The organism is Nocardia aegles (genome assembly GCF_052545135.1).
In genome coordinates this window covers 373366-391199 of the sequence record NZ_JBQWRI010000003.1, presented here as the reverse complement: position 1 = coordinate 391199, position 17834 = coordinate 373366, and the positions used below count along the sequence as shown (strand labels likewise).

At 68.3% G+C, this 17834-nt stretch carries 18 protein-coding genes; 5 read left to right on the top strand and 13 right to left on the bottom strand.

What is annotated here, in order from left to right; translation table 11 throughout:
• The first annotated feature begins 155 nt into the window (after positions 1 to 155).
• Positions 156 to 1316, top strand: a complete 1161-nt coding sequence (locus tag ACT89H_RS11845) for a UDP-N-acetylglucosamine--N-acetylmuramyl-(pentapeptide) pyrophosphoryl-undecaprenol N-acetylglucosamine transferase (RefSeq protein ID WP_445108604.1) — start codon at positions 156 to 158, stop codon at positions 1314 to 1316.
• On the opposite strand, the gene ACT89H_RS11840 is transcribed toward ACT89H_RS11845, so the two are convergent.
• The 3 genes from ACT89H_RS11840 to ACT89H_RS11830 are packed head-to-tail and all read right to left on the bottom strand — an operon-like array spanning position 1309 to position 4386.
• Positions 1309 to 2439: a DegT/DnrJ/EryC1/StrS family aminotransferase gene (locus ACT89H_RS11840; RefSeq protein ID WP_445108603.1), complete on the bottom strand. Its 1131-nt coding sequence runs from the start codon at positions 2437 to 2439 to the stop codon at positions 1309 to 1311. The genes ACT89H_RS11845 and ACT89H_RS11840 overlap by 8 nt on opposite strands.
• On the bottom strand, positions 2423 to 3403 hold the full coding sequence (locus ACT89H_RS11835) for an ATP-grasp domain-containing protein (protein WP_445108602.1): 981 nt from the start codon (positions 3401 to 3403) through the stop codon (positions 2423 to 2425). The genes ACT89H_RS11840 and ACT89H_RS11835 overlap by 17 nt, the downstream gene beginning before the upstream one ends.
• Complete coding sequence (locus ACT89H_RS11830) at positions 3400 to 4386, bottom strand: dTDP-glucose 4,6-dehydratase (protein ID WP_445108601.1); 987 nt, start codon at positions 4384 to 4386, stop codon at positions 3400 to 3402. The genes ACT89H_RS11835 and ACT89H_RS11830 overlap by 4 nt, the downstream gene beginning before the upstream one ends.
• 179 nt (positions 4387 to 4565) lie before the next feature.
• Here ACT89H_RS11830 and ACT89H_RS11825 point away from each other — a divergent pair, with 179 nt between their 5' ends.
• The gene (locus ACT89H_RS11825) at positions 4566 to 6062 is read left to right on the top strand and encodes a peptide deformylase (RefSeq protein ID WP_445108600.1); all 1497 of its coding nucleotides are present in this window, start codon (positions 4566 to 4568) and stop codon (positions 6060 to 6062) included.
• Positions 6063 to 6214: 152 nt separating this feature from the next.
• Here the strand turns inward: ACT89H_RS11825 and ACT89H_RS11820 are convergent, their stop codons facing one another.
• Positions 6215 to 6460 (bottom strand): hypothetical protein, encoded by a 246-nt coding sequence (locus ACT89H_RS11820; protein ID WP_445108599.1) that lies wholly within the window; start codon positions 6458 to 6460, stop codon positions 6215 to 6217.
• 283 nt (positions 6461 to 6743) lie between these two features.
• Here ACT89H_RS11820 and ACT89H_RS11815 point away from each other — a divergent pair, with 283 nt between their 5' ends.
• Positions 6744 to 8279 (top strand): GMC family oxidoreductase, encoded by a 1536-nt coding sequence (locus tag ACT89H_RS11815; protein WP_445108598.1) that lies wholly within the window; start codon positions 6744 to 6746, stop codon positions 8277 to 8279.
• Positions 8280 to 8437: 158 nt separating this feature from the next.
• Here ACT89H_RS11815 and ACT89H_RS11810 read toward each other — a convergent pair whose 3' ends face one another.
• The 6 genes from ACT89H_RS11810 to ACT89H_RS11785 form a co-directional block, all read right to left on the bottom strand.
• The gene (locus ACT89H_RS11810; protein ID WP_445108597.1) at positions 8438 to 8968 is read right to left on the bottom strand and encodes a hypothetical protein; all 531 of its coding nucleotides are present in this window, start codon (positions 8966 to 8968) and stop codon (positions 8438 to 8440) included.
• 91 nt (positions 8969 to 9059) lie between these two features.
• On the bottom strand, positions 9060 to 9860 hold the full coding sequence (locus ACT89H_RS11805; RefSeq protein ID WP_445108596.1) for a family 1 encapsulin nanocompartment shell protein: 801 nt from the start codon (positions 9858 to 9860) through the stop codon (positions 9060 to 9062).
• On the bottom strand, positions 9857 to 10915 hold the full coding sequence (locus ACT89H_RS11800) for a Dyp-type peroxidase (protein ID WP_445108595.1): 1059 nt from the start codon (positions 10913 to 10915) through the stop codon (positions 9857 to 9859). The genes ACT89H_RS11805 and ACT89H_RS11800 overlap by 4 nt, the downstream gene beginning before the upstream one ends.
• A 57-nt stretch (positions 10916 to 10972) precedes the next feature.
• On the bottom strand, positions 10973 to 11299 hold the full coding sequence (locus ACT89H_RS11795) for a cupin domain-containing protein (RefSeq protein ID WP_445108594.1): 327 nt from the start codon (positions 11297 to 11299) through the stop codon (positions 10973 to 10975).
• Between the two features lie 185 nt (positions 11300 to 11484).
• Entirely contained in the window at positions 11485 to 11985 is a 501-nt protein-coding gene (locus ACT89H_RS11790) for a dihydrofolate reductase (RefSeq protein ID WP_445108593.1), read from the bottom strand.
• On the bottom strand, positions 11982 to 12809 hold the full coding sequence (locus tag ACT89H_RS11785; protein ID WP_445108592.1) for a thymidylate synthase: 828 nt from the start codon (positions 12807 to 12809) through the stop codon (positions 11982 to 11984). Before ACT89H_RS11785 ends, ACT89H_RS11790 begins: the two co-directional genes overlap by 4 nt.
• 109 nt (positions 12810 to 12918) lie before the next feature.
• Here ACT89H_RS11785 and cobF point away from each other — a divergent pair, with 109 nt between their 5' ends.
• A complete protein-coding gene (cobF, locus tag ACT89H_RS11780) occupies positions 12919 to 13662 on the top strand; it encodes a precorrin-6A synthase (deacetylating) (protein ID WP_445108591.1) in 744 nt (247 codons plus the stop codon).
• A 59-nt stretch (positions 13663 to 13721) separates the two neighbouring features.
• Positions 13722 to 14591: an Fpg/Nei family DNA glycosylase gene (locus ACT89H_RS11775; protein WP_445108590.1), complete on the top strand. Its 870-nt coding sequence runs from the start codon at positions 13722 to 13724 to the stop codon at positions 14589 to 14591.
• 140 nt (positions 14592 to 14731) lie between these two features.
• On the opposite strand, the gene ACT89H_RS11770 is transcribed toward ACT89H_RS11775, so the two are convergent.
• From ACT89H_RS11770 to ACT89H_RS11760, 3 genes are all read right to left on the bottom strand, one after another.
• Positions 14732 to 16168, bottom strand: a complete 1437-nt coding sequence (locus tag ACT89H_RS11770) for a dihydrolipoyl dehydrogenase family protein (protein ID WP_445108589.1) — start codon at positions 16166 to 16168, stop codon at positions 14732 to 14734.
• An 8-nt stretch (positions 16169 to 16176) separates the two neighbouring features.
• Entirely contained in the window at positions 16177 to 16422 is a 246-nt protein-coding gene (locus ACT89H_RS11765; RefSeq protein WP_445108588.1) for a DUF2630 family protein, read from the bottom strand.
• Between the two features lie 413 nt (positions 16423 to 16835).
• Positions 16836 to 17531, bottom strand: coding sequence for an MspA family porin (locus tag ACT89H_RS11760; protein WP_445108587.1), 696 nt, complete (start codon positions 17529 to 17531; stop codon positions 16836 to 16838).
• Between the last annotated feature and the right edge of the window lie 303 nt (positions 17532 to 17834).

Genomic DNA, 17834 nt, shown 5'->3' with positions numbered 1-17834 from the left:
GCCGCAACTACTGCAATGGCGGCCTGCCCAGAAGGCTCGTGGTCTGGAGCATAAGCTACGCCGCCCGTGCGCATATGCGCTTGTGAGGGGCCGGGCCGGCTCCGGTTGAACGGCCTACCTGGTGGCAGACTCGAGCGCGTTGTGAGAGCCGGATCATGGAAGGCGGCGTCGTGCGGGTAGCGATAGCGGGTGGTGGTACCGGAGGGCACGTTTTCCCTGCGCTCTCTGTTGCGCGAGAACTGCGCGCTGGTGCAGATCAGGTGCAGGTGCGGTGGTTCGGGCAGGCGGACTCGCTCGAACAGCGGACCGCGGCTGCCGACGATATCGATTTCACCGCGGTGGCAGTGGGAAAGCTGCGCCGAGACCGCAACCCGCTGCGGATGCTGACCCGCGCAAATGCCGTCGACATGGCGCGGGTGCCGGTCGGTGTGGCGCAGGCGGTGCGCCGGCTGCGCGCGTTCGCGCCTGATGTCGTACTGACCACGGGCGGGTATGTGGCCGTGCCGGTCGGTGTGGCTGCTGGCGTTCTGCGGGTTCCGTTGGTGGTGCACGAGCAGACGGTCGGGCTGGGCCTGGCGAACCGGGTATTGGCGCGGGCCGCGACCGCGGTGGCCGTGACCTCCGAAGCGACCGTCACGATGTTGCCATCGCGGGCGGCCGTACGCGCGGTAGTCACCGGCAACCCGGTCCGTGAGTCGGTGCTGGCTGGCAGCGGTCCTGCGGCGTTGGACCGGTTCGGGCGCGGGTTCCACCGGGGGCTGCCGACCGTGCTGGTCACGGGCGGTGCGCAGGGCGCCCACCAGATCAACACCGCCGTCGCCGGGATGCTGAAGTCGCTGTTGTGTCAGGCCAACGTCATTCACCAGTCCGGCGGTGCGGACCTTGCAGGGTTGCAGCACACGGCGGCCGCGTTGCCTGGCGAGCTGGCCGGCCGCTACTACGTCACCGACTTCATCGACGGTGCGGGGATGGCGGATGCGTTGGCGTTGGCCGAGGTGGTGGTGTGCCGTGCCGGTGCAGGCACGATCGCCGAGCTGACCGCGTTGGGTAAGCCCGCGGTGCTGATCCCACTGGCGTCGTCGGCCGGTGGCGAGCAGGTGCGGGCGGCACGGCTACTCGCCGAGGCCGGGGCCGCGATCACGGTGACGGGCACGGTCACCAGTGAGACCGTCGGCGCGGCCGTCGCCGGGCTGCTGACCGATCCGGACGCCCGCGCCCGGGTGGGCAAGGGCGCGCGGGAGTTGGGGCGCCCGGATGCGGGACAGCGCCTTGCTGGGCTGGTGCGCGCCGTCGCCGTCGGCGAGCCGGTCAGGTAGCCGCGGGTTCCAGCGCGCCAGCCAATGCCGTGACGACGGTAGTGACGTCGGTGTCGGTGATGGCGAGGTGAAACGGCAGCGACAGCAGCTCCGGCGCGGAGTGCTCGGTGGCAGGCAGACGGCGGTGCCAGCGCTCGAAGGCAGGTTGTGTGTGGTTGGGCGGGTAGTGGACCCCGACCCCGATGCCGGCCGTTCTCATTCGTGCGAACACCTGGTCACGGTCACGCACTCGCACGACCAGGTTGAACGGCACCGTGTTGTCGATACCGACGTCGACGAGACGCACCCCCTCGAGGTCGGCGAGCGCGCGGGCGTAACTGCGCCACAGGGCGATTCGCCGACCGATGACGTGGTCGAAGTGAGCCAGCTGTACTCGGCCGACCGCGGCGTGCACGGCCGACAGGTGATACGGCAGACCGAAGCCGTCGACGCGGTAGTCGGTGGTGCGAATGCGGGTCAGCTGTGTAGCGCGGATACCCAGTGTCCGCATGGTACGCAGTCGTTCGGCTTCGCGGCGGTTGCGGGCCACCACCGCACCGCCCTCTACCGAGGTGATGTTCTTGATCGGGCCGAACGAGAAGCAGGTGAGCTGACCGGTGGCACCGACCCGGCGCCCGTCATGGTGGCGGGAGCCGAAGGCGTGGGCAGCGTCTTCGACCACGGCGATTTCCCGGTCGGCCAGCCGGAGTTCGGTCAGGTCGACAGCGCGGCCGCCGTAGAACACCGGCAGCACCGCGCGGGTGTTGACCGTGATCGCGGCCTCGACGGTTTCGGGGGTGACGCATTGGGTTGTGGGGTCGATGTCGGCGAACCGCGGCACTCCGCCGGCGGCGCGGATGGCGTGAACGGTGGCGCAGAACGTTTGGGAGGGGACCACGACTTCGTCGCCGCGCCCTAACCCGACTGCCATCAGCGCCATGTGCAGGGCTGCGGTGCCGCGATGGGTCGTGACGACGTCGGCGACGCCGAGGAACGCGGCCAGTTCCTGCTCGAAGAGTTCGGTTTCGGTGTTGTGCCCGTACTGGCCGGTCTCCAGCGCGGCGGCGAGGGCAGCAGCTTCGGGGCCGTGCAGGTACGGGGCGGCGTTGCGGGCGACGGCCGGAGAGTCAGTCGGCGTGAGCATCACGGTCTCCTGTGGTGGTGACGATGGCGAGGGTGTCGACGTACTTGGTGAGCCTTACCCCGGGGCGGTAGGTGAGTCGGTCGTAGTCGATCGGCCCACCGAGCAGGGCAGCAAGGTATTGGCCCGTCAGGTCGGCGCCGGCGGCTTCGGAGGCCAGAAACGCACCGGCGGGCCGTGCGTTGACCTCGGTGATCTGCGTGCCGGTGTCGGTAGCGAAACCCTGCACGCAACACCACCCGCGGATTCCGACCGCAACTAGGGTGCCGCGCACGAGGGCGTTGATGTCGGGGTCGGTGAAGGTGCTGGTCACGATCGACAGCCCGCCCTTGGTCAGTAGCCGCCACCGCAGGACGACACCAGCTCGGCCGTCGTCGCCGACGAGACAGTCCGCGGTGAATTCGGTGCCGGTGATCCGGGTTTGCACGATCGGGTCCTCGATCAGCAAGCAGGCCGCGCGCGCCTGGTCACGGCCCCGACAGGCCAGTACTCCACGTGAGCCCTGGCCCCGACGAGGTTTGACGACGAACTCCCCATCGGAGGGTGCGTCGTCGAGGTGTTCGGGCAGCCACGTTGCCGGGTGCGCGACGCCGGCCGCCGCGAGCGCCTGGGCGAAGGTGGCCTTGTCCCGGCAGGCGGCGGCGGCCGAGCTTGGCGGCAGCCATGTCCGCGCACCCAGCGTGTGCATCTCGGCGGTCATCTTGATAAGCGCAGGCAGCTCGGATTCGAGAGTGGGGGCCACCGCGTCGACGGCCTCGGTCTCGCACAGTTTCACCAGTGCCTGCCCGTAGCGGGGGTCCTCGACGTGCGGGCACAGCCGCGGTTCGATTCCGTCCAGTAGCAGCCCGTTGGCCAGCGGGTCAGTATCGACGCCGATCACTGTGGCGCCGAGCTGATGCAGGCGCCGCGCCAAGTCGAAACCGGGCTGGCCACCGACACCGGTGACCAGCACCCGTGCCTCGCTCACCGCCGGACGCCGGCGCCGGTGCGGGCAGCCAGCATCGGCGCCCACAGGTCGGTATTGACGCGATACCAGGCGATGGTTCCGGCCAGGCCGTCTTCGATGCTTAGCCGGGGCCGGTATCCCAGCCGGGCGATCTTGTCCCAGGTCATCGCGTAGCGGCGGTCGTTGCAGCGGCGATCGGGCACCCGGACGACGCGATCCCAGTCCGCGCCCATCGCGGCCAAGATCAGCCCGGTGAGGGCTTCGTTGGTCAAATCGGTTCCACCGCCGAGGTTGTAGACCTGCCCCGGAGTGCCGTGGCGGCGCACGAGCTCCAGGCCCGCGCAGTTGTCGGCGACGTGCAGCCAGTTCCGCACATGCTGTCCGTCGCCGTGCAGCACGATGTTGGTTCCGTGCAACAACGCGGTGATGTGGGCAGGGATGATCTTTTCCGGGTGCTGATTCGGGCCGTAGTTGTTCGACGAGCGAGTCACACACACCGGCACGCCGTGAGTCCGGTAGTAGGACAACGCGACCAGGTCCGCAGCGGCCTTGCTCGCCGCGTACGGCACGGTCGGCGCCAGCGCGGCGTCCTCGCTCGCGGCACCTTCAAGCGCGGGCCCGTACACCTCATCGGTGGACACATGCACCACCTTGGCGATCCGGTGTCGGAGGGCGGCATCGAGAACCGTCTGCGTGCCTGCCACATTCGTGGCGATAAACCGTGCGGCCTGAGCGAAGGAGTGATCGACGTGCGACTCCGCGGCCAAGTGGACGATTTCGTCGTGTGAAGCCGCCAACTCGTCCACCAGGACGGCGTCGCTGATATCGCCGGTAACCAGACGCAGCCGCGGCGAGAGCATCGCGGCGCCGAGGTTCTCCGCGTGCCCGGCGTAAGTGAGTGCGTCGAGCACAGTGACCTGCTCGACGTCATCGTGGCCGAGTAGATGCCGGACGTAGTGCGAGCCGATGAAACCCGCACCCCCGGTCACCAGGACTCTGCTCATGTTTTGCCTCCCCGAATCGTATTGGCCGCGAACCACCCCAGGGAAATCAACAGGTTAGGCCCGAGGCGGGTCGCTGGTTGTGCGATTTCCCCACGGATGCAGGGTGTTTCGTCAGAGTGGGCGCATACTCACGGGGTACTTACGCACATGCACACCCCGCGCGAACAGGAGCACCGACAGTGACCCCGGCCGAAACCTCGCCCGAGATCGATGCCGTGACGCAGGTCAATGCCTTCGCGCTCGAGTTGCGCCGATGGCGCGATGTCCGTGGCCTGTCACGGCGGGCGCTGGCCGCCAAACTCGGCTACAGCCGCCCGTATGTGTCCAAGATCGAATCCGGCACCGAGAAGCCATCCCGAGCGTTCGCCGCCTGCGCCGAGTCGGCTCTTCAAGCCGGTGGGGCACTGCGCGCCGCGTTCGAGGAGTTCCGCACCTCCCGCTCCGCCGTCACCCGTCCGGCCGCTGTCGATCTCAGCGACGCTGCCGGGTCACTGGTGGTTGATCACGACGATGCGAGCTTGTCCTTCGACGGGCACACTTACCGGCTGCGCCAACGGCGGCGCCTGATCAACGGCGGCTCCGAACCGATCACCCGCTACCTGATCCGGATCTCGGTCGACCGATACCCCGGCGACCCCGAGCGATCCAACCAGCTCTATCACGAACACCCACTGACCTGGGACGAGATCGACTTGCATGCCTGGCACGGCGAACACCGCGCCGAGCCCATGGCCTGGACCGCCCACCATGACCGCGATGCGTTCAAGGAAGTCTGGCTGATGTTCAGCGAACTCAATGGTGGCCGCCACTTCCCGCTCTACCCCGGCCATGCCTGCTGGATCGAGTACGACTACACCGTCTCAGAAGCGCACTGGGGTAACTGGTTTCAGCGCGCGGTACGCCTTCCCACCAACCGCCTGTCGGTGCGGTTGGACTTCCCCGCCGCGCTCGAGCCCTCGGTTTGGGGGCTCCAGACCTCGATGGCGGCCGAAGGCCAGCCGTTCCGCACGCCCATTTCCCAGCAGGTCGACCAGGAACGGCACATCTACGCCTGGTCCACCGACGATCCGCCGCTGCATGCGCGCTACCGCCTCGAATGGGACTTCCGCGGACGCAGCGACGACGAACGCACCCCACCGAGCAAGATCATGGCTGGACTGGGCATCGCGCAGGAAGGTGACGAGATCCTGCGCCAGGTCGCGCGCCCGTTCGATCTGCCCGCCGAAGCGGAAGACGCGCGCCGCGTCGTGGCCGAACTGAATTCAGCCGCCGAACGTGTAGCCCAGGCTCACGTATTCGGCAAGGGGATGGGCATCGCCGCGCCCCAGATCGGCATCAGCCGTGCCGCAGCGATCGTGCGAACCCCCAACGGAGATACCATCACGCTGTTCAACCCACGGATCGTCGAAACCAGCGGGGAAGACGAACAATACGAAGGATGCTTGAGCTTCTTCGACCTGCGCGGGCGGGTGCCGCGCCCGTTGACAATCCACGTAGAGCACACCGATATCGACGGCAACACCCGCATCACCGTGTTCGATCGTGGCGTCGCGCGCCTGGTCGCCCACGAGGTCGACCACTTGCACGGACGGCTCTACCTCGATCACATGAAGCCCGGTGCCGAGCCCATCTCTGTGGAGCAGTACCGAGGCACCGGCACGAACTGGACTTACTGACGCGGATGAATAACCTTCCACCATTAACTGAACCTGGTTTTCACCGCCCGGCGCCCCCGTGGCGGAGGGAACCAATTCGGCTTGGGCGGGGGCGTGAAGGGCGGTGCGCCGGGTGGATCGGAAGTCCCGCATCTATCGACCGGCCGCGCTCCTCAGTGGGTCGGCGGCGCGAGCTGCCAATGCTCCTGCAACGCGTCCGCGATCTGCGGTAGCACGATCACCTGAATCTGCTTGTGCCGCAGGGTCACCCGGATTTCCGTCACCTGGTCGCGTTTGCGTAGGTCGTAGGCTCCCGCGACCGGGCGGACCACCGGGGGAATGGACAGCAGGGCCAGTTCGCCGTGCGGTTCGCCGCCGGAGAGGTCCAGCGTCGGCGACCAACGGGTGCGCTCATCCAAGACGAGGAACTGTCCCTGCCGCGGAGGCGTAGGTGGCATAGGAACCAGCGCGGTGCAGATCGCGACGGCGCTGGACGCCGACGTGACGGCGGTGCGCGGCACACGCCGTGTGAGACCGTGCGCTCGCTGGGCGCGGATCGGGTGATCGACTACACCACTACGGATTCACACTCCGCAAGTGCGCGATTCGACCAAAACTTGTTCGTTGTCGCACAATCTATTTCACCCCGGCTCCTCCATTCTGTGTGACTACAGTCACTTTTGACGTTGGTTGGAGATGGATGTGAGCGAGGGAACGCACAGCGCCGATTACATCGTGATGGGTGCGGGGTCGGCGGGAAGTGTTGTGGTCAGACGGCTGATCGATGCGGGGCACAGTGTGCACGTCATCGAGGCCGGTCCGGTGGACACGGATCCGGCGATCCACTCCCCACAGGGTTGGCCCTTGCTGCTCGGTGGTTCGCAGGACTGGGGGTTGTTCACCACGCCGCAGAAGCACGCCGACAACCGCAGGATCTTCTGGCCCAGAGGCAAAGTGCTGGGCGGCAGCAGCTCGCTGAACGGCATGATCTACATCCGTGGCCATGCCAGCGATTACGACGGGTGGGCCAAGGAAACCGGCGACCAGGGTTGGGCGTGGAGCAACGTCCTGCCGTTGTTCAAGCGGTCGGAGTCGCACGAACTCGGTGCCTCGAAGCATCACGGCGGCGACGGTCCGTTGCCCGTGTCGACGATGGGCACACCCCACCCGCTCGCGGCGGCTTTCGTGGATGCGGCCACCCGGAGTGGGCACACGCTGATCGACGACTTCAACGGCGAGGAGATGACCGGGGTCGGTTACAACCACACCACCACTCGTGGCGGCGAACGCATGAGCGCGTGGAAGAGCTTCGTCGGGCCGATCCTCGATCATCCGAAATTGACGGTGACCACCGGTGCGCTCGTGCATCGTGTTGTCATCGAAAACGGCCGGGCGGTCGGTGTCGAATTCTCGGGTGCGGATGCTGCCGTGGTCCGCGCCTACGCGGATGCCGAAGTCATCCTCAGTTGTGGTGCGATCGGATCACCGAAAGTATTGTTGCTCAGCGGTATCGGACCGGGTGCCGATCTGGCATCGATCGGTGTCGACACACTCGTGGAGCTCCCGGGGGTCGGCGCGAATTTGCACGATCATGTGCTGCTCAGCAACATCTACGAATCGAAGCTGCCACTGCCCGCGGGCACGAACAACCTGCTCGAGGCGCAACTGTACGCGCGCAGCAGCGGATGGACCGGTGCGGCGCCCGATCTGCAACCGTTGTTCATGCACATCCCGTATCCAGCCGATGGCTACCCCGTGCCCGAGCACGGATACACGATCGCGCCCGGCATCGTCGCTCCCAGATCTCGCGGGACCCTGCGGCTCGCGTCGTCGGACCCGCGCGAGCTGCCGCTGGCCGACCCGAATATCCTCGCCGATCCCTACGATCTGGAAGCCATGGTCGACGCCGTCGAGATCTCTCGCGAGATAGGTGCGTCCGCGGCGTTCGACCACTGGCGGAAGTCGGAGATCTCGCCTGGTCCGGAAGCCAGGACACGCGATGATCTGCGCGCCTTCGTGCGTCGGACGGCGGGCACCTATCACCACCAGGTCGGCACCTGCAAAATGGGCTCGTCCGGGGATCCCGAGGCCGTGGTGGGAGCGGATCTGCGAGTCTTCGGCATCGACGGTCTGCGAGTAGCGGACGCCTCGATCATGCCCACCGTTCCTTCTGGAAACACCAACGCGCCCTCGATCATGGTCGGCGAGCGGGCTGCCGACCTCATTCTCGGCAGCTAGCACAGGCGAAAGTCCGGCACCGTGGCCGGCGATCGCGCGGAGGGTGCGCATCAGCCTCGATCAGCCTCGCCCTCCGCGCATCGCCGAAGATCGCGCCCGGCGCGTAACCGAAACGGTCACACGATGTCCGGCATCCGCACGACCATCGGAGGCGAACCTCAGTGCGTCGGCGGCGCGAGCTGCCAATGCTCCTGCAACGCGCCCGCGATCTGCGGTAGCACCATCACCGGAATCCGCTTGTGCCGCAGTATCGCCCGGATCTCCGTCACCTGGTCGCGTTTGCGTAGGTCGTAGGCTCCCGCGACCGGGCGGACCACCGGGGGAATGGACAGCAGCACCAGTTCGCCGTGCGGTTCGTCACCGCCGGAGAGGTCCAGCGCCAGCGACCACCGGGCGCGCTCGTCGAGCGCGAAGCGCCCGGCCACCACCCGGTCCCACGAGATACTGGAGACCGTCCACGGTTTGCGCCGGTAGATGGCGTGTTCGGTGAGCACGACGGCGTCCCGGGTGAACAGCGAGGCCAGTACCGCGATACCGACGACGGCTCCGGCCAGCAGACCGGTGAACACCCGGTTCACTCCGAACGCGGCGACGAACGAACCGCAGATCGTGACGGTCGCCAGAATGCCGAGCACGCTGTAGAACACGGCGTGCTGCGTCGGAACGACACCTGCACGCACCGCTGTCATCCCACTTACCTGTTCATGGCGCATAGCCCGGCCACCGTACCGCTTCGCGCTCCGACCGAACATCCTGGCCGTCCCCAGCTGTGACCGGTGTTCAGAGGGTCAGCGGGACCGCGGCCTCGGCCGTGTACACCAGGAACGTCAGGCTCTGCTGGAAGTACAACTGCACCGACGTGCTGTCGTGTGACAGGTAGCCGATGGACAGGTCCTGGCCGATGCGCAGATCGAAATCGCCGCCGCGGGTGGTGAGCACGATCGCGCCGTCGATGGCGGGCGCCCAGATGATCTCCCCTTCCGGGATCAAGCGCTCGATATGCGTGCGGATCATGTGGCCGTGGTCGGAGGTCTCGCTGACCGCGGTGTACAGATCGGCGCTGAGCAGCACCGAGTACGGTCCGTCGACACCGGCCAGCCGCAGCGCGCTCAACGCCTGCGCGATCGATTCGGGGACCAGCCTGGTGTCGCTGGGCAGCGTGATCGGGTCGTTGGAGGAGCTGGCGCGGATGCCGGTGATGTGCGCGGCCGGATATCCCTCGAAGATCGCCCGGTCCTCGGCGAACGCGATCTTCTTCGCGGCGTCCTTCACCGGGTCCAAGTCGGTGTCCTGCGCGCCGCGCTCCACGTCGTCGAGTTCCTCGCGGGAGAGGGTGAACGGCACGCGCAGTTCGACCAGCGGCGCGACCACCCGCTGACGGGCGAACACCCCGGCGTCCGGCGAGTCGATCGCGGTGGTGTGCCCGGTGCCCACCGCGGAGTAGTCGATGCCGTGCGGGCCGGACAGGTCGACGACGCGGCGGCCCGCGATGTGCCGCTTGAACGTGCGCGTCGCCTCCTCCTCGATGGCCGCCCACGCCTCGGAAGTGATCGGCGCCAGTTCGCGGTGGAGGTTGTTCATGACCGGATGCTCCTTTTCAACGTGCCGATACCGAGGGTGCCGTCGCCCGGGGGCGCGGCGATGCCGGGCGGATCTGCGGGGCCGGCGCCGTCGGTGTCCACGGACACCGCGGATTCCGCCGCCTCCCACGGCGCGGGCGGCAGATCGTCGAGGAAATCGACGGTGGGTGCGAAGAACGAGGTGCCGGTGTGGGCGGTGGAGAAATCCAGGATGCGGTCGTAAGCCGCCTCGTCGGTGCCGAGGAACATCCGGGTGAGCATGCGTTCGATGACACTCGGCGTGGCCGCGTAGGCGATGTAGTAGGTGCCGAACACGCCCTCGCGCACGCTGCCGAAGGGCATGTTCCCGCGCAGGATCCGGCGTTCGGTGCCGTCCGGATCGATCAGCGTGTTGACCTCGACGTGCGAGTCGGCGGGCTTGATCTCGTCGGGGAGTTCGAAGTCGTCCAGTTTGGTGCGGCCGATGACGCGCTCCTGCTCTTGCACCGACAGCGCGCGCCAGTCCGCCAGCGGATGGGTGTATTTCTGCACGACCACGTAGCTGCCGCCGGTGAACTCCGGGTCCTCGTCACCCACCAGCGCCGCCGCGGCCGCCGCTCGACCCTCCGGATTCTCCGTGCCGTCCACGAAACCGAGCAGATCGCGCTGCTCGAAGTAGCGGAAGCCGACTGTCTCGTCCACGATCGTCCCCGCACCGGCCAACCGGTCGGCGATCGCCATGGCCAGCTCGAAACAGGCGTCCTGCACCTCGGATTTGATGTGGAACAGCAGGTCGCCGGGAGTCGCGGGCGCGGTGTGGCGTACGCCTACGTAACCGGGGAAGGGATGCAGCTGCGCCGGTTTCGGCCCGGCGAACAGGCGGTCCCAGGCGTCGGAGCCGATCGACGTGACGCAGGTGAGGTTCGCGCCCGGCAGGCGGAAGCCCACCGAGCGGCGCAGGCCGGTGATGTCGGCGAGCAGGTCGCGGACCGTCGCTTCGCCACCCTCGTCGATCGTGGCGACCAGGAAGATCGCGGACGGTGTGAGCGGTTCGAGGATCGGCTGCGGCTCACCCATGATCGACACCCTAATGCCCGGTCGGTCCGGCCGGGGTGCGGACCCGCATCGGGGTGGTTACATCGCCACCGTCAGCAGGAACGCGACGTCGTCGATCGCCTTGACGCTGTGGCGCGCCTTGGGCACCACGATCAGGTCGCCCTCGGAGCCTTTCCACTCGTTGGCGCCGCTGAGCAGCACCAGGGTGCCGCTGAGCACCAGCAAAGTGGCCTCGCCGGTGTTGTCGTGTTCGGCCAGGCTGTGCCCGGCGATCAGGCCGACCACCGTTTGCCGAAGCGTATGCGTGTGGCCGCCATAGAGTGTTTGTGAACTGCGCCCGCTCGTGGCGAGGGCGGCCAGCTTCAGTTGCTGGCGCGCTACCGCAGTCAGCGATTTCTTTTCCATGGACCGCCTTTCGCAGAGCACTACAGCCGATGCCGGGCTGGCGGCAGCGGCTCGAGGCGTTCGACCGGACGCGGGTCCGGCCGCCCGCATATCGAGGAGTATGCCCGAGTCCGGCGCGGCGCGGGTCGGGTTTCATCGGCCCCGCCGACGAGGGCGGCGTTCGCGGGTCCACGCGGCGTGGCGTGCTAAGCGTACCGCCGGGTGTAGTGCCGGATACGGAAGCGCAGACCGGTGGCGGAGGTGCGCCACGGCTCCGGGTCGTCGGGCCGCCACTGCGGTCCGATCGGCGGCGCGAAGGCGTCGCCCTCGACTGCGGTGTCGATCTCGGTGACGTGCAGGTCGGTCGCGAACTCGAGCGCGGCCCGGTATATCTCGCCGCCGCCGGCCACCCAGACCGGGTCCGGGGCGCACCTGGCCAGCGCCTCGGGCACCGACGCGGCCCGCTCGGCGCCTTCGGCCGACCAGTCCGGCTGCCTGGTCACCACGATGTTGCGCCGCCCGGCCAGCGGCCGGAATCGCGGCGGCAGCGAATCCCAGGTCCGTCGGCCCATCACCACGGGATGTCCCCAGGTGACGTCCTTGAAGTGCGCCATGTCCTCGGGCAGTCGCCAAGGGATGGTGTTGCCGGATCCGATCACCCCGTCCAGGGTCTGCGCCCAGATCAGCCCGACCGTCCGTTCGCTCACACCGCCACCGGGGCCTTGATGGCCGGATGATGCCGGTAGCCGATGATCTCCACGTCCTCGTAGTGGTAGTCGAACAGCGTCGGAGCGGGATGCAGCCGCAAGGTGGGGAACGGGTAGGGGTCGCGGCCGAGCTGCTCGGCGACCTGTTCGAGGTGGCTGTCGTAGATGTGGCAGTCCCCGCCGGTCCAGATGAAGTCGCCGGGCGTCAGCTCGGTCTGCTGGGCGACCATATAGGTGAGCAGTGCGTAGCTGGCGATGTTGAACGGCACGCCGAGGAACAGGTCGGCGCTGCGCTGGTAGAGCTGGCAGGACAGTTTCCCGTCGGCCACATAGAACTGGAAGAACGCGTGGCAGGGCGCGAGCGCCATCTTGTCCAGGTCGGCGACGTTCCACGCCGAGACGATGATCCGCCGGGAGTCGGGGTCGGTGCGCAGCGTGTGCAGCACCTGGGAGATCTGGTCGATGTGCGTTCCGTCCGGCGCGGGCCACGACCGCCATTGCACGCCGTAGACCGGGCCGAGTTCGCCGTCGGCATCCGCCCATTCGTCCCAGATGGAGACGCCGTGCTCGCGCAGCCAGCCGATGTTGGAATCGCCCCGTAGGAACCACAGCAACTCGTAGACGATCGACTTGAGGTGGACCTTCTTCGTGGTGATCAACGGGAAGCCCGCCGCGAGGTCGTAGCGCAACTGGTGGCCGAAGATGCTGCGCGTTCCGGTGCCGGTGCGATCGGCTTTCTTCGTGCCGGACGCGAGTACCAGCCGCAACAGGTCCTCGTACTGGGTGTCGGGAGCCGCTGCCGGATCGAGCGCGTCATGAGCCACGTCTGGCAACTCTAGTCTTGCGTCTTCGCGCACTCGACGAGTGATCGGGCGCGTCCCGAGCCACGCCTGGCGACGGTGGTCCGTCGCCAGGCGTGGCAAGCTCGAGCCCATGCGCAAGCTCTACGTGATCGGCATCGGCGCCGGCGACCCCGACCAGGTCACCGTGCAGGCGGTCAAGGCGATGCGGCAGGTCGAGACGTTCTTCGTCATCGGCAAGGGGGAGGCCAAGCGCGAACTGGTCGACGTGCGCACGGCGATCCTGACCGAACACCTGGATCACCCGTACCGGATCGTGCCGATCGCCGACCCGCCGCGAGACCGCGCGCCCGCCGATTACCTGGACGTGGTCGACGACTGGCACGATCGCCGCTCGGCCCTGCTGGAATCGGCGTTCGCCGCGGCCGACGGAGTCGGCGGCATCCTGGTCTGGGGCGATCCCGCGCTGTACGACAGCACGCTGCGGATGATCGAGCGGGTGCTCGCCCGCGGTGTGGTGAATTTCGAGTACGAGGTCGTTCCCGGCATCACCAGCGCGCAGGCACTGGCCGCGCGGCATCGGATCGTGTTGCACGGCATAGGCGAACCGGTGCGCATCACCACCGGCCGCCGCCTGCGCGCCGACGGGCTCGGCGCCGAGAACACGCTGGTGATGTTGGACGGCGATTGCTCGTTCACCGCGATCCCGGATGCGGACGTGCACATCTGGTGGGGCGCCTACCTCGGCATGCCGGACGAGACGCTGATCGAGGGACCGCTGGCCGAGGTGGGGGCGCAGATCGTGCGCCGTCGCGCCGAGCTGCGCGACCGGAAGGGCTGGATCATGGATATCTATCTGCTGCGCCGCGGGGCGTGAGCCGCCCGTCGCCGTAGGAAACCGGCAGGTTGTCGGTCGGGCTGGGTAGTCTGAACCCCGTGCCCGAGCTACCGGAAGTGGAGGCGTTGGCGCAGTTCCTTCGGGAGCACGCGGTCGGCGCCGTCGTCGGCCGTGTCGACGTGGCCGCGTTGAGCGCGGTCAAGACGTTCGAGCCGCCGGTCACCGCACTGTCGGGTCGAGACGTCACCGGCGCGGGCCGCTGGGGCAAATTCCTCGGACTGGAATGCGACGGGCTGTGGCTGGTCACGCACCTGTCGCGCGGTGGCTGGCTGCGCTGGATCGACGAACCGAGTCCCACGCCGCCCAAGCCGGGCGGCAAGAGCCCGCTGGCATTGCGGGTGCACTTCTTCACACCGGAAGGGGCGACGCCCGCGTTCGACCTCACCGAGGCGGGCACGAAGAAGCGGCTCGCGGTGTACGTGGTGCCGGATCCCAAGGCGGTGCCCGGTATCGCGCGACTCGGCCCCGACGCGCTGGAGGTGACCGAGGCGCAGTTCGCCGACATCCTGCACGGCACCTCCCAGCGGATCAAGACGGCCCTGGTGGACCAAGCGCTGCTGGCGGGTGTCGGTAACGCCTACTCCGACGAGATCTTGCACACCGCGCGGATCTCGCCGTTCGCGAACACCAAGACCCTCCCGGCCGACAAGGTGGCCGAGCTGTACACCGCCATGCGCACGGTGCTCACCGACGCGGTGCAGCGCTCGGTCGGCCAGGACGCCGCCCGCCTCAAAGGCGAGAAGCGCTCCGGGATGCGGGTGCACGCCAGAACCGGGCAACCCTGCCCGGTCTGCGGCGACACGGTCCGCGAGGTCTCCTACGCCGAACGGTCCTTCCAGTACTGCCCCGCCTGCCAGACCGGCGGCAAGGTCCTCGCGGACCGGCGCATGTCGCGCCTGCTGAAGTAGCGTCCCGGCGTTTCCCCCGGTCTAGTCGTGTTCCACGCGCGTGGGGTGAAGTCCGTAGCCGCCCGCGCGCCGGACCGGTTCGACCGACTGTGGAGCGCGAAACCGCGGGTCTCCGACCGGAGGAGCCGCGCGAACGGTAGCTATCCGCGCCGCGCCTCCAACAGGCGCAGCCAGAATTCGCTGACCGCCGGGAAGGCCGGCACAGCGTGCCAGAGCGTGGACAGCGGCACCCGGCCGACCACCGCGATCGTCGCCGCGTGCAAGTGCTCGCCCACCTCGGGCCCGACGAAGGTGGCGCCGAGCACTGTGTCGGTGGCGCTGTCGATCACCAATTTCGCGTGGCCCGCGTAGTCGTCCCGGGACAGCGCCGACCCGGCCACGTCGATATCCAGTTCCACGGTTTCCACCGCGTGCCCCGCGTCCCTGGCCGCCGCTTCGGTCAGGCCGATCGAGGCGACCTCCGGGGCGGTGAACACCACCTGCGGCACTTTGCCGTGATCGGAACTCGCCACGAACCGCGCATCCGCCAGCGGCTTGCCCGCGGCCCGTGCGGCGATCACGTCGCCGCACACGCGGCCCTGGTACTTGCCCATGTGCGTCAGGGCGGCGCGGTGGTTGAGGTCGCCGACCACATACAGCCACTCGCCTTCGACGTCGCGCGCCGTGAGGTGGTCGTCGACCGCGACGTAACCGTCGGACAGCCCCACCGCGTCCAGGCCCAGCCCTTCCGTGGCGGGCGCGCGTCCGGCCGCCACCACGATCTCGTCCACCTCCAGCGTCGATTCGCCCTCGGGACCGCGCAACTGGACCGTGACGGTCCCGCCGTGAATCCGGCCTTCACCGGTGTCCTTCGCGGCCGGGCGCTCGACGGCGGTGGGCTCGGTGCGGAAGCGCACTCGCACGCCCGCGTCGGTCAGCGCCGCCGCGACCCGTTCGCCCGCGAACGGCTCGTTCGCGGCCAGCAGCGCCGAGCCGCGCACCAGCAGGGTGACTTCGGCCCCGAGCGCGGCCAGCCAGGTCGCCGCCTCGCCGGCCACCACCCCGCCGCCGACCACGGCGACCCGGCGCGGGACCTCGTGCAGGTTGGTGGCGTCGCGGGAGGTCCACGGCAGCGCGGCGCGAAGGCCGGGCACGTCGGGCACGTTCGCGGTGGTGCCGGTGGCCAGCACCACGGCATGCCGGGCGCGCAGCTGCCGCCCGTCGACCTCGACCGAGCGCGTGCCGGTCAGGCGTCCGGTGCCGCGCACCACGTCGATGCGGTTGCCCCGGGCCCAGTCGACCTGGGCGGAATCGTCATGGTCGTGCACGAAGGCGTCGCGCCGCCGCAGTACCGCCGCGACGTCGAGGCCGGTGGCCGAAATCCCCGGCATCGCCCGCGCGGCCGTGAGCACGTGGCCCGGCCGCAACAGCGCCTTACTGGGGATGCAGGCCCAATAGGAACATTCGCCGCCGACGAGTTCACGTTCCACGATGGCGGCCGTGCGGTCGCTGCCCGCGACGGCGTAGGCGGCGGCGTTCTCGCCCGCGGGTCCGCCGCCGATCACGATGACGTCGTAGTCGGTCGGTGTGCTCGACATCGCCGCGCCTACTGGAGGTAGCCTTCGACCTGCGACACCGTGTTGGCCTGGGCCGCGTCCGGGGACTGGCCCTGGTCGATCCGCGCACGACGATGGCGCAGCAGGTCCCAGGCCTGATCCAGCATCACTTCCAGTTCGGCCAGGCGCTGCCGTTCGGCCTTCGGGTCCAATTCGCCGCGGGTGGCCTGTGAGCGCAGCTGGTGCTCCTGGTCGACCAGTTCCTTGATCCGCGCCAAGACGTCCTGCTCGGTCATGCTGTGTCCTTTCCGGCATGTGCGGGGCCCTGCGTGGTCACGCTGCGCTGCCGCCTCCGGGCCTGACCGCTCGTGCTGTATCCGATTCCGGCATGTGCGGGGCCCTGCGTGGTCACGCTGCGCTGCCGCCTCCGGGCCTGACCGCTCATGCTGTATCCGATTCCGGCATGTGCGGGGCCCTGCGTGGTCACGCTGCGCTGCCGCCTTCGGGCCTGACCGCTCATGCTGTATCCGATTCCGGCATGTGCGGGGCCCTGCGTGGTCACGCTGCGCTGCCGCCTCCGGGCCTGACCGCTCATGCCGACCATGCTACGGCCGTGATGGTGACACGCTCGGATGTTCTGGAGCGCTCGCCTCGTAGCGGGCCGCCGAGGCGAAGGGGCGGCGGGCGAGCGAGATGCCGAATCCGACGGTCAGAACCAGAACGCTGCGCCGTAGCCAGTCGTTTGCGAGGTCGCCCTTTTCGCGTCGGCCCGTACGGTGACGAACGGCATGGCCGAGGCCGGTGAGAGACAGCCGCTGATATTCAACGGCGTATTGCTGTGCGAGTAGGTGTAAGGGAATTCCGATTCCCCGTCTATTCCCGCCGCGCCGATCACCACCGCCGTGACCGAACCGGGGGCCAGATTCACCGCGAGTTCGCCGGCGAGGCCCGCCTCGACGTTGAAGCTGGGCTGGATGGCGACGGTGGCGCCGACGGTGATGCTCGGCGGCGCGGTCAGTTGCAGCGAGGGCATCATCGTCTGCTGATCGGGCATGTTCATCTGGAGGGATGGTGCATTCCAGGTGAGGGCGCCCTCCACGCCGAAGGAGGGCGCGATCCCGACGCCGGCGCCGACGCTGGGCGAGATGCCGATCGAGATGCCGTTGGAGATATCCACCGCGCAGCCGACCAGATATCCGACGGCTATTTCTCCGCTGCGCAGAGCCGAGGGGCCATCGAGGGACACCGAGAAGTCTCCGGACACCTTCACCGCGTGCACGAACGGAACTCCGGGCGCGATGTCACCGCCCACGGGCACGACATTGTTGGCGTTCGCCGACGCGATCAGATGCAGCCCGCCGGCATTGATCTCTCCTGGCGCGGCGCTCGCCACGGACTCGGACACAGCGAAAGCGCCGGTAGCGACGACAATTACCGCGACAATCGCGGCGAGAGTGCGCGAATGCTTTCGGTTCATCATGCTCCAGTCGAGTATCGATGGAATCGGAACTTCATGCGCGAAACGGACTGGCACGGCGAATGGGTCGGCGCGGCCCCACTCGGCGTACGCCGCAGACTTTAACGGGTGGTGTGGCCGACGGTGGTGATCACGCCGACACGGCGAGTCGGCCGACACGACCGATCCCGGTCGCCGTCGGCATCCGCCTCGCTCGTCGGTGACGACGAGCGAAACTATCGGACTTCATAC

What these genes read in the sequence shown, in the direction of transcription:
- ACT89H_RS11845 (WP_445108604.1), top strand. Translation starts at nt 156, where the DNA reads ATGGAAGGCGGCGTCGTGCGGGTAGCGATAGCGGGTGGTGGTACCGGA.
- ACT89H_RS11840 (WP_445108603.1), bottom strand. Translation starts at nt 2,439, where the DNA reads ATGCTCACGCCGACTGACTCTCCGGCCGTCGCCCGCAACGCCGCCCCG.
- ACT89H_RS11830 (WP_445108601.1), bottom strand. Translation starts at nt 4,386, where the DNA reads ATGAGCAGAGTCCTGGTGACCGGGGGTGCGGGTTTCATCGGCTCGCAC.
- ACT89H_RS11810 (WP_445108597.1), bottom strand. Translation starts at nt 8,968, where the DNA reads ATGACAGCGGTGCGTGCAGGTGTCGTTCCGACGCAGCACGCCGTGTTC.
- ACT89H_RS11805 (WP_445108596.1), bottom strand. Translation starts at nt 9,860, where the DNA reads ATGAACAACCTCCACCGCGAACTGGCGCCGATCACTTCCGAGGCGTGG.
- ACT89H_RS11800 (WP_445108595.1), bottom strand. Translation starts at nt 10,915, where the DNA reads ATGGGTGAGCCGCAGCCGATCCTCGAACCGCTCACACCGTCCGCGATC.
- ACT89H_RS11795 (WP_445108594.1), bottom strand. Translation starts at nt 11,299, where the DNA reads ATGGAAAAGAAATCGCTGACTGCGGTAGCGCGCCAGCAACTGAAGCTG.
- cobF (WP_445108591.1), top strand. Translation starts at nt 12,919, where the DNA reads ATGCGCAAGCTCTACGTGATCGGCATCGGCGCCGGCGACCCCGACCAG.
- ACT89H_RS11770 (WP_445108589.1), bottom strand. Translation starts at nt 16,168, where the DNA reads ATGTCGAGCACACCGACCGACTACGACGTCATCGTGATCGGCGGCGGA.
- ACT89H_RS11765 (WP_445108588.1), bottom strand. Translation starts at nt 16,422, where the DNA reads ATGACCGAGCAGGACGTCTTGGCGCGGATCAAGGAACTGGTCGACCAG.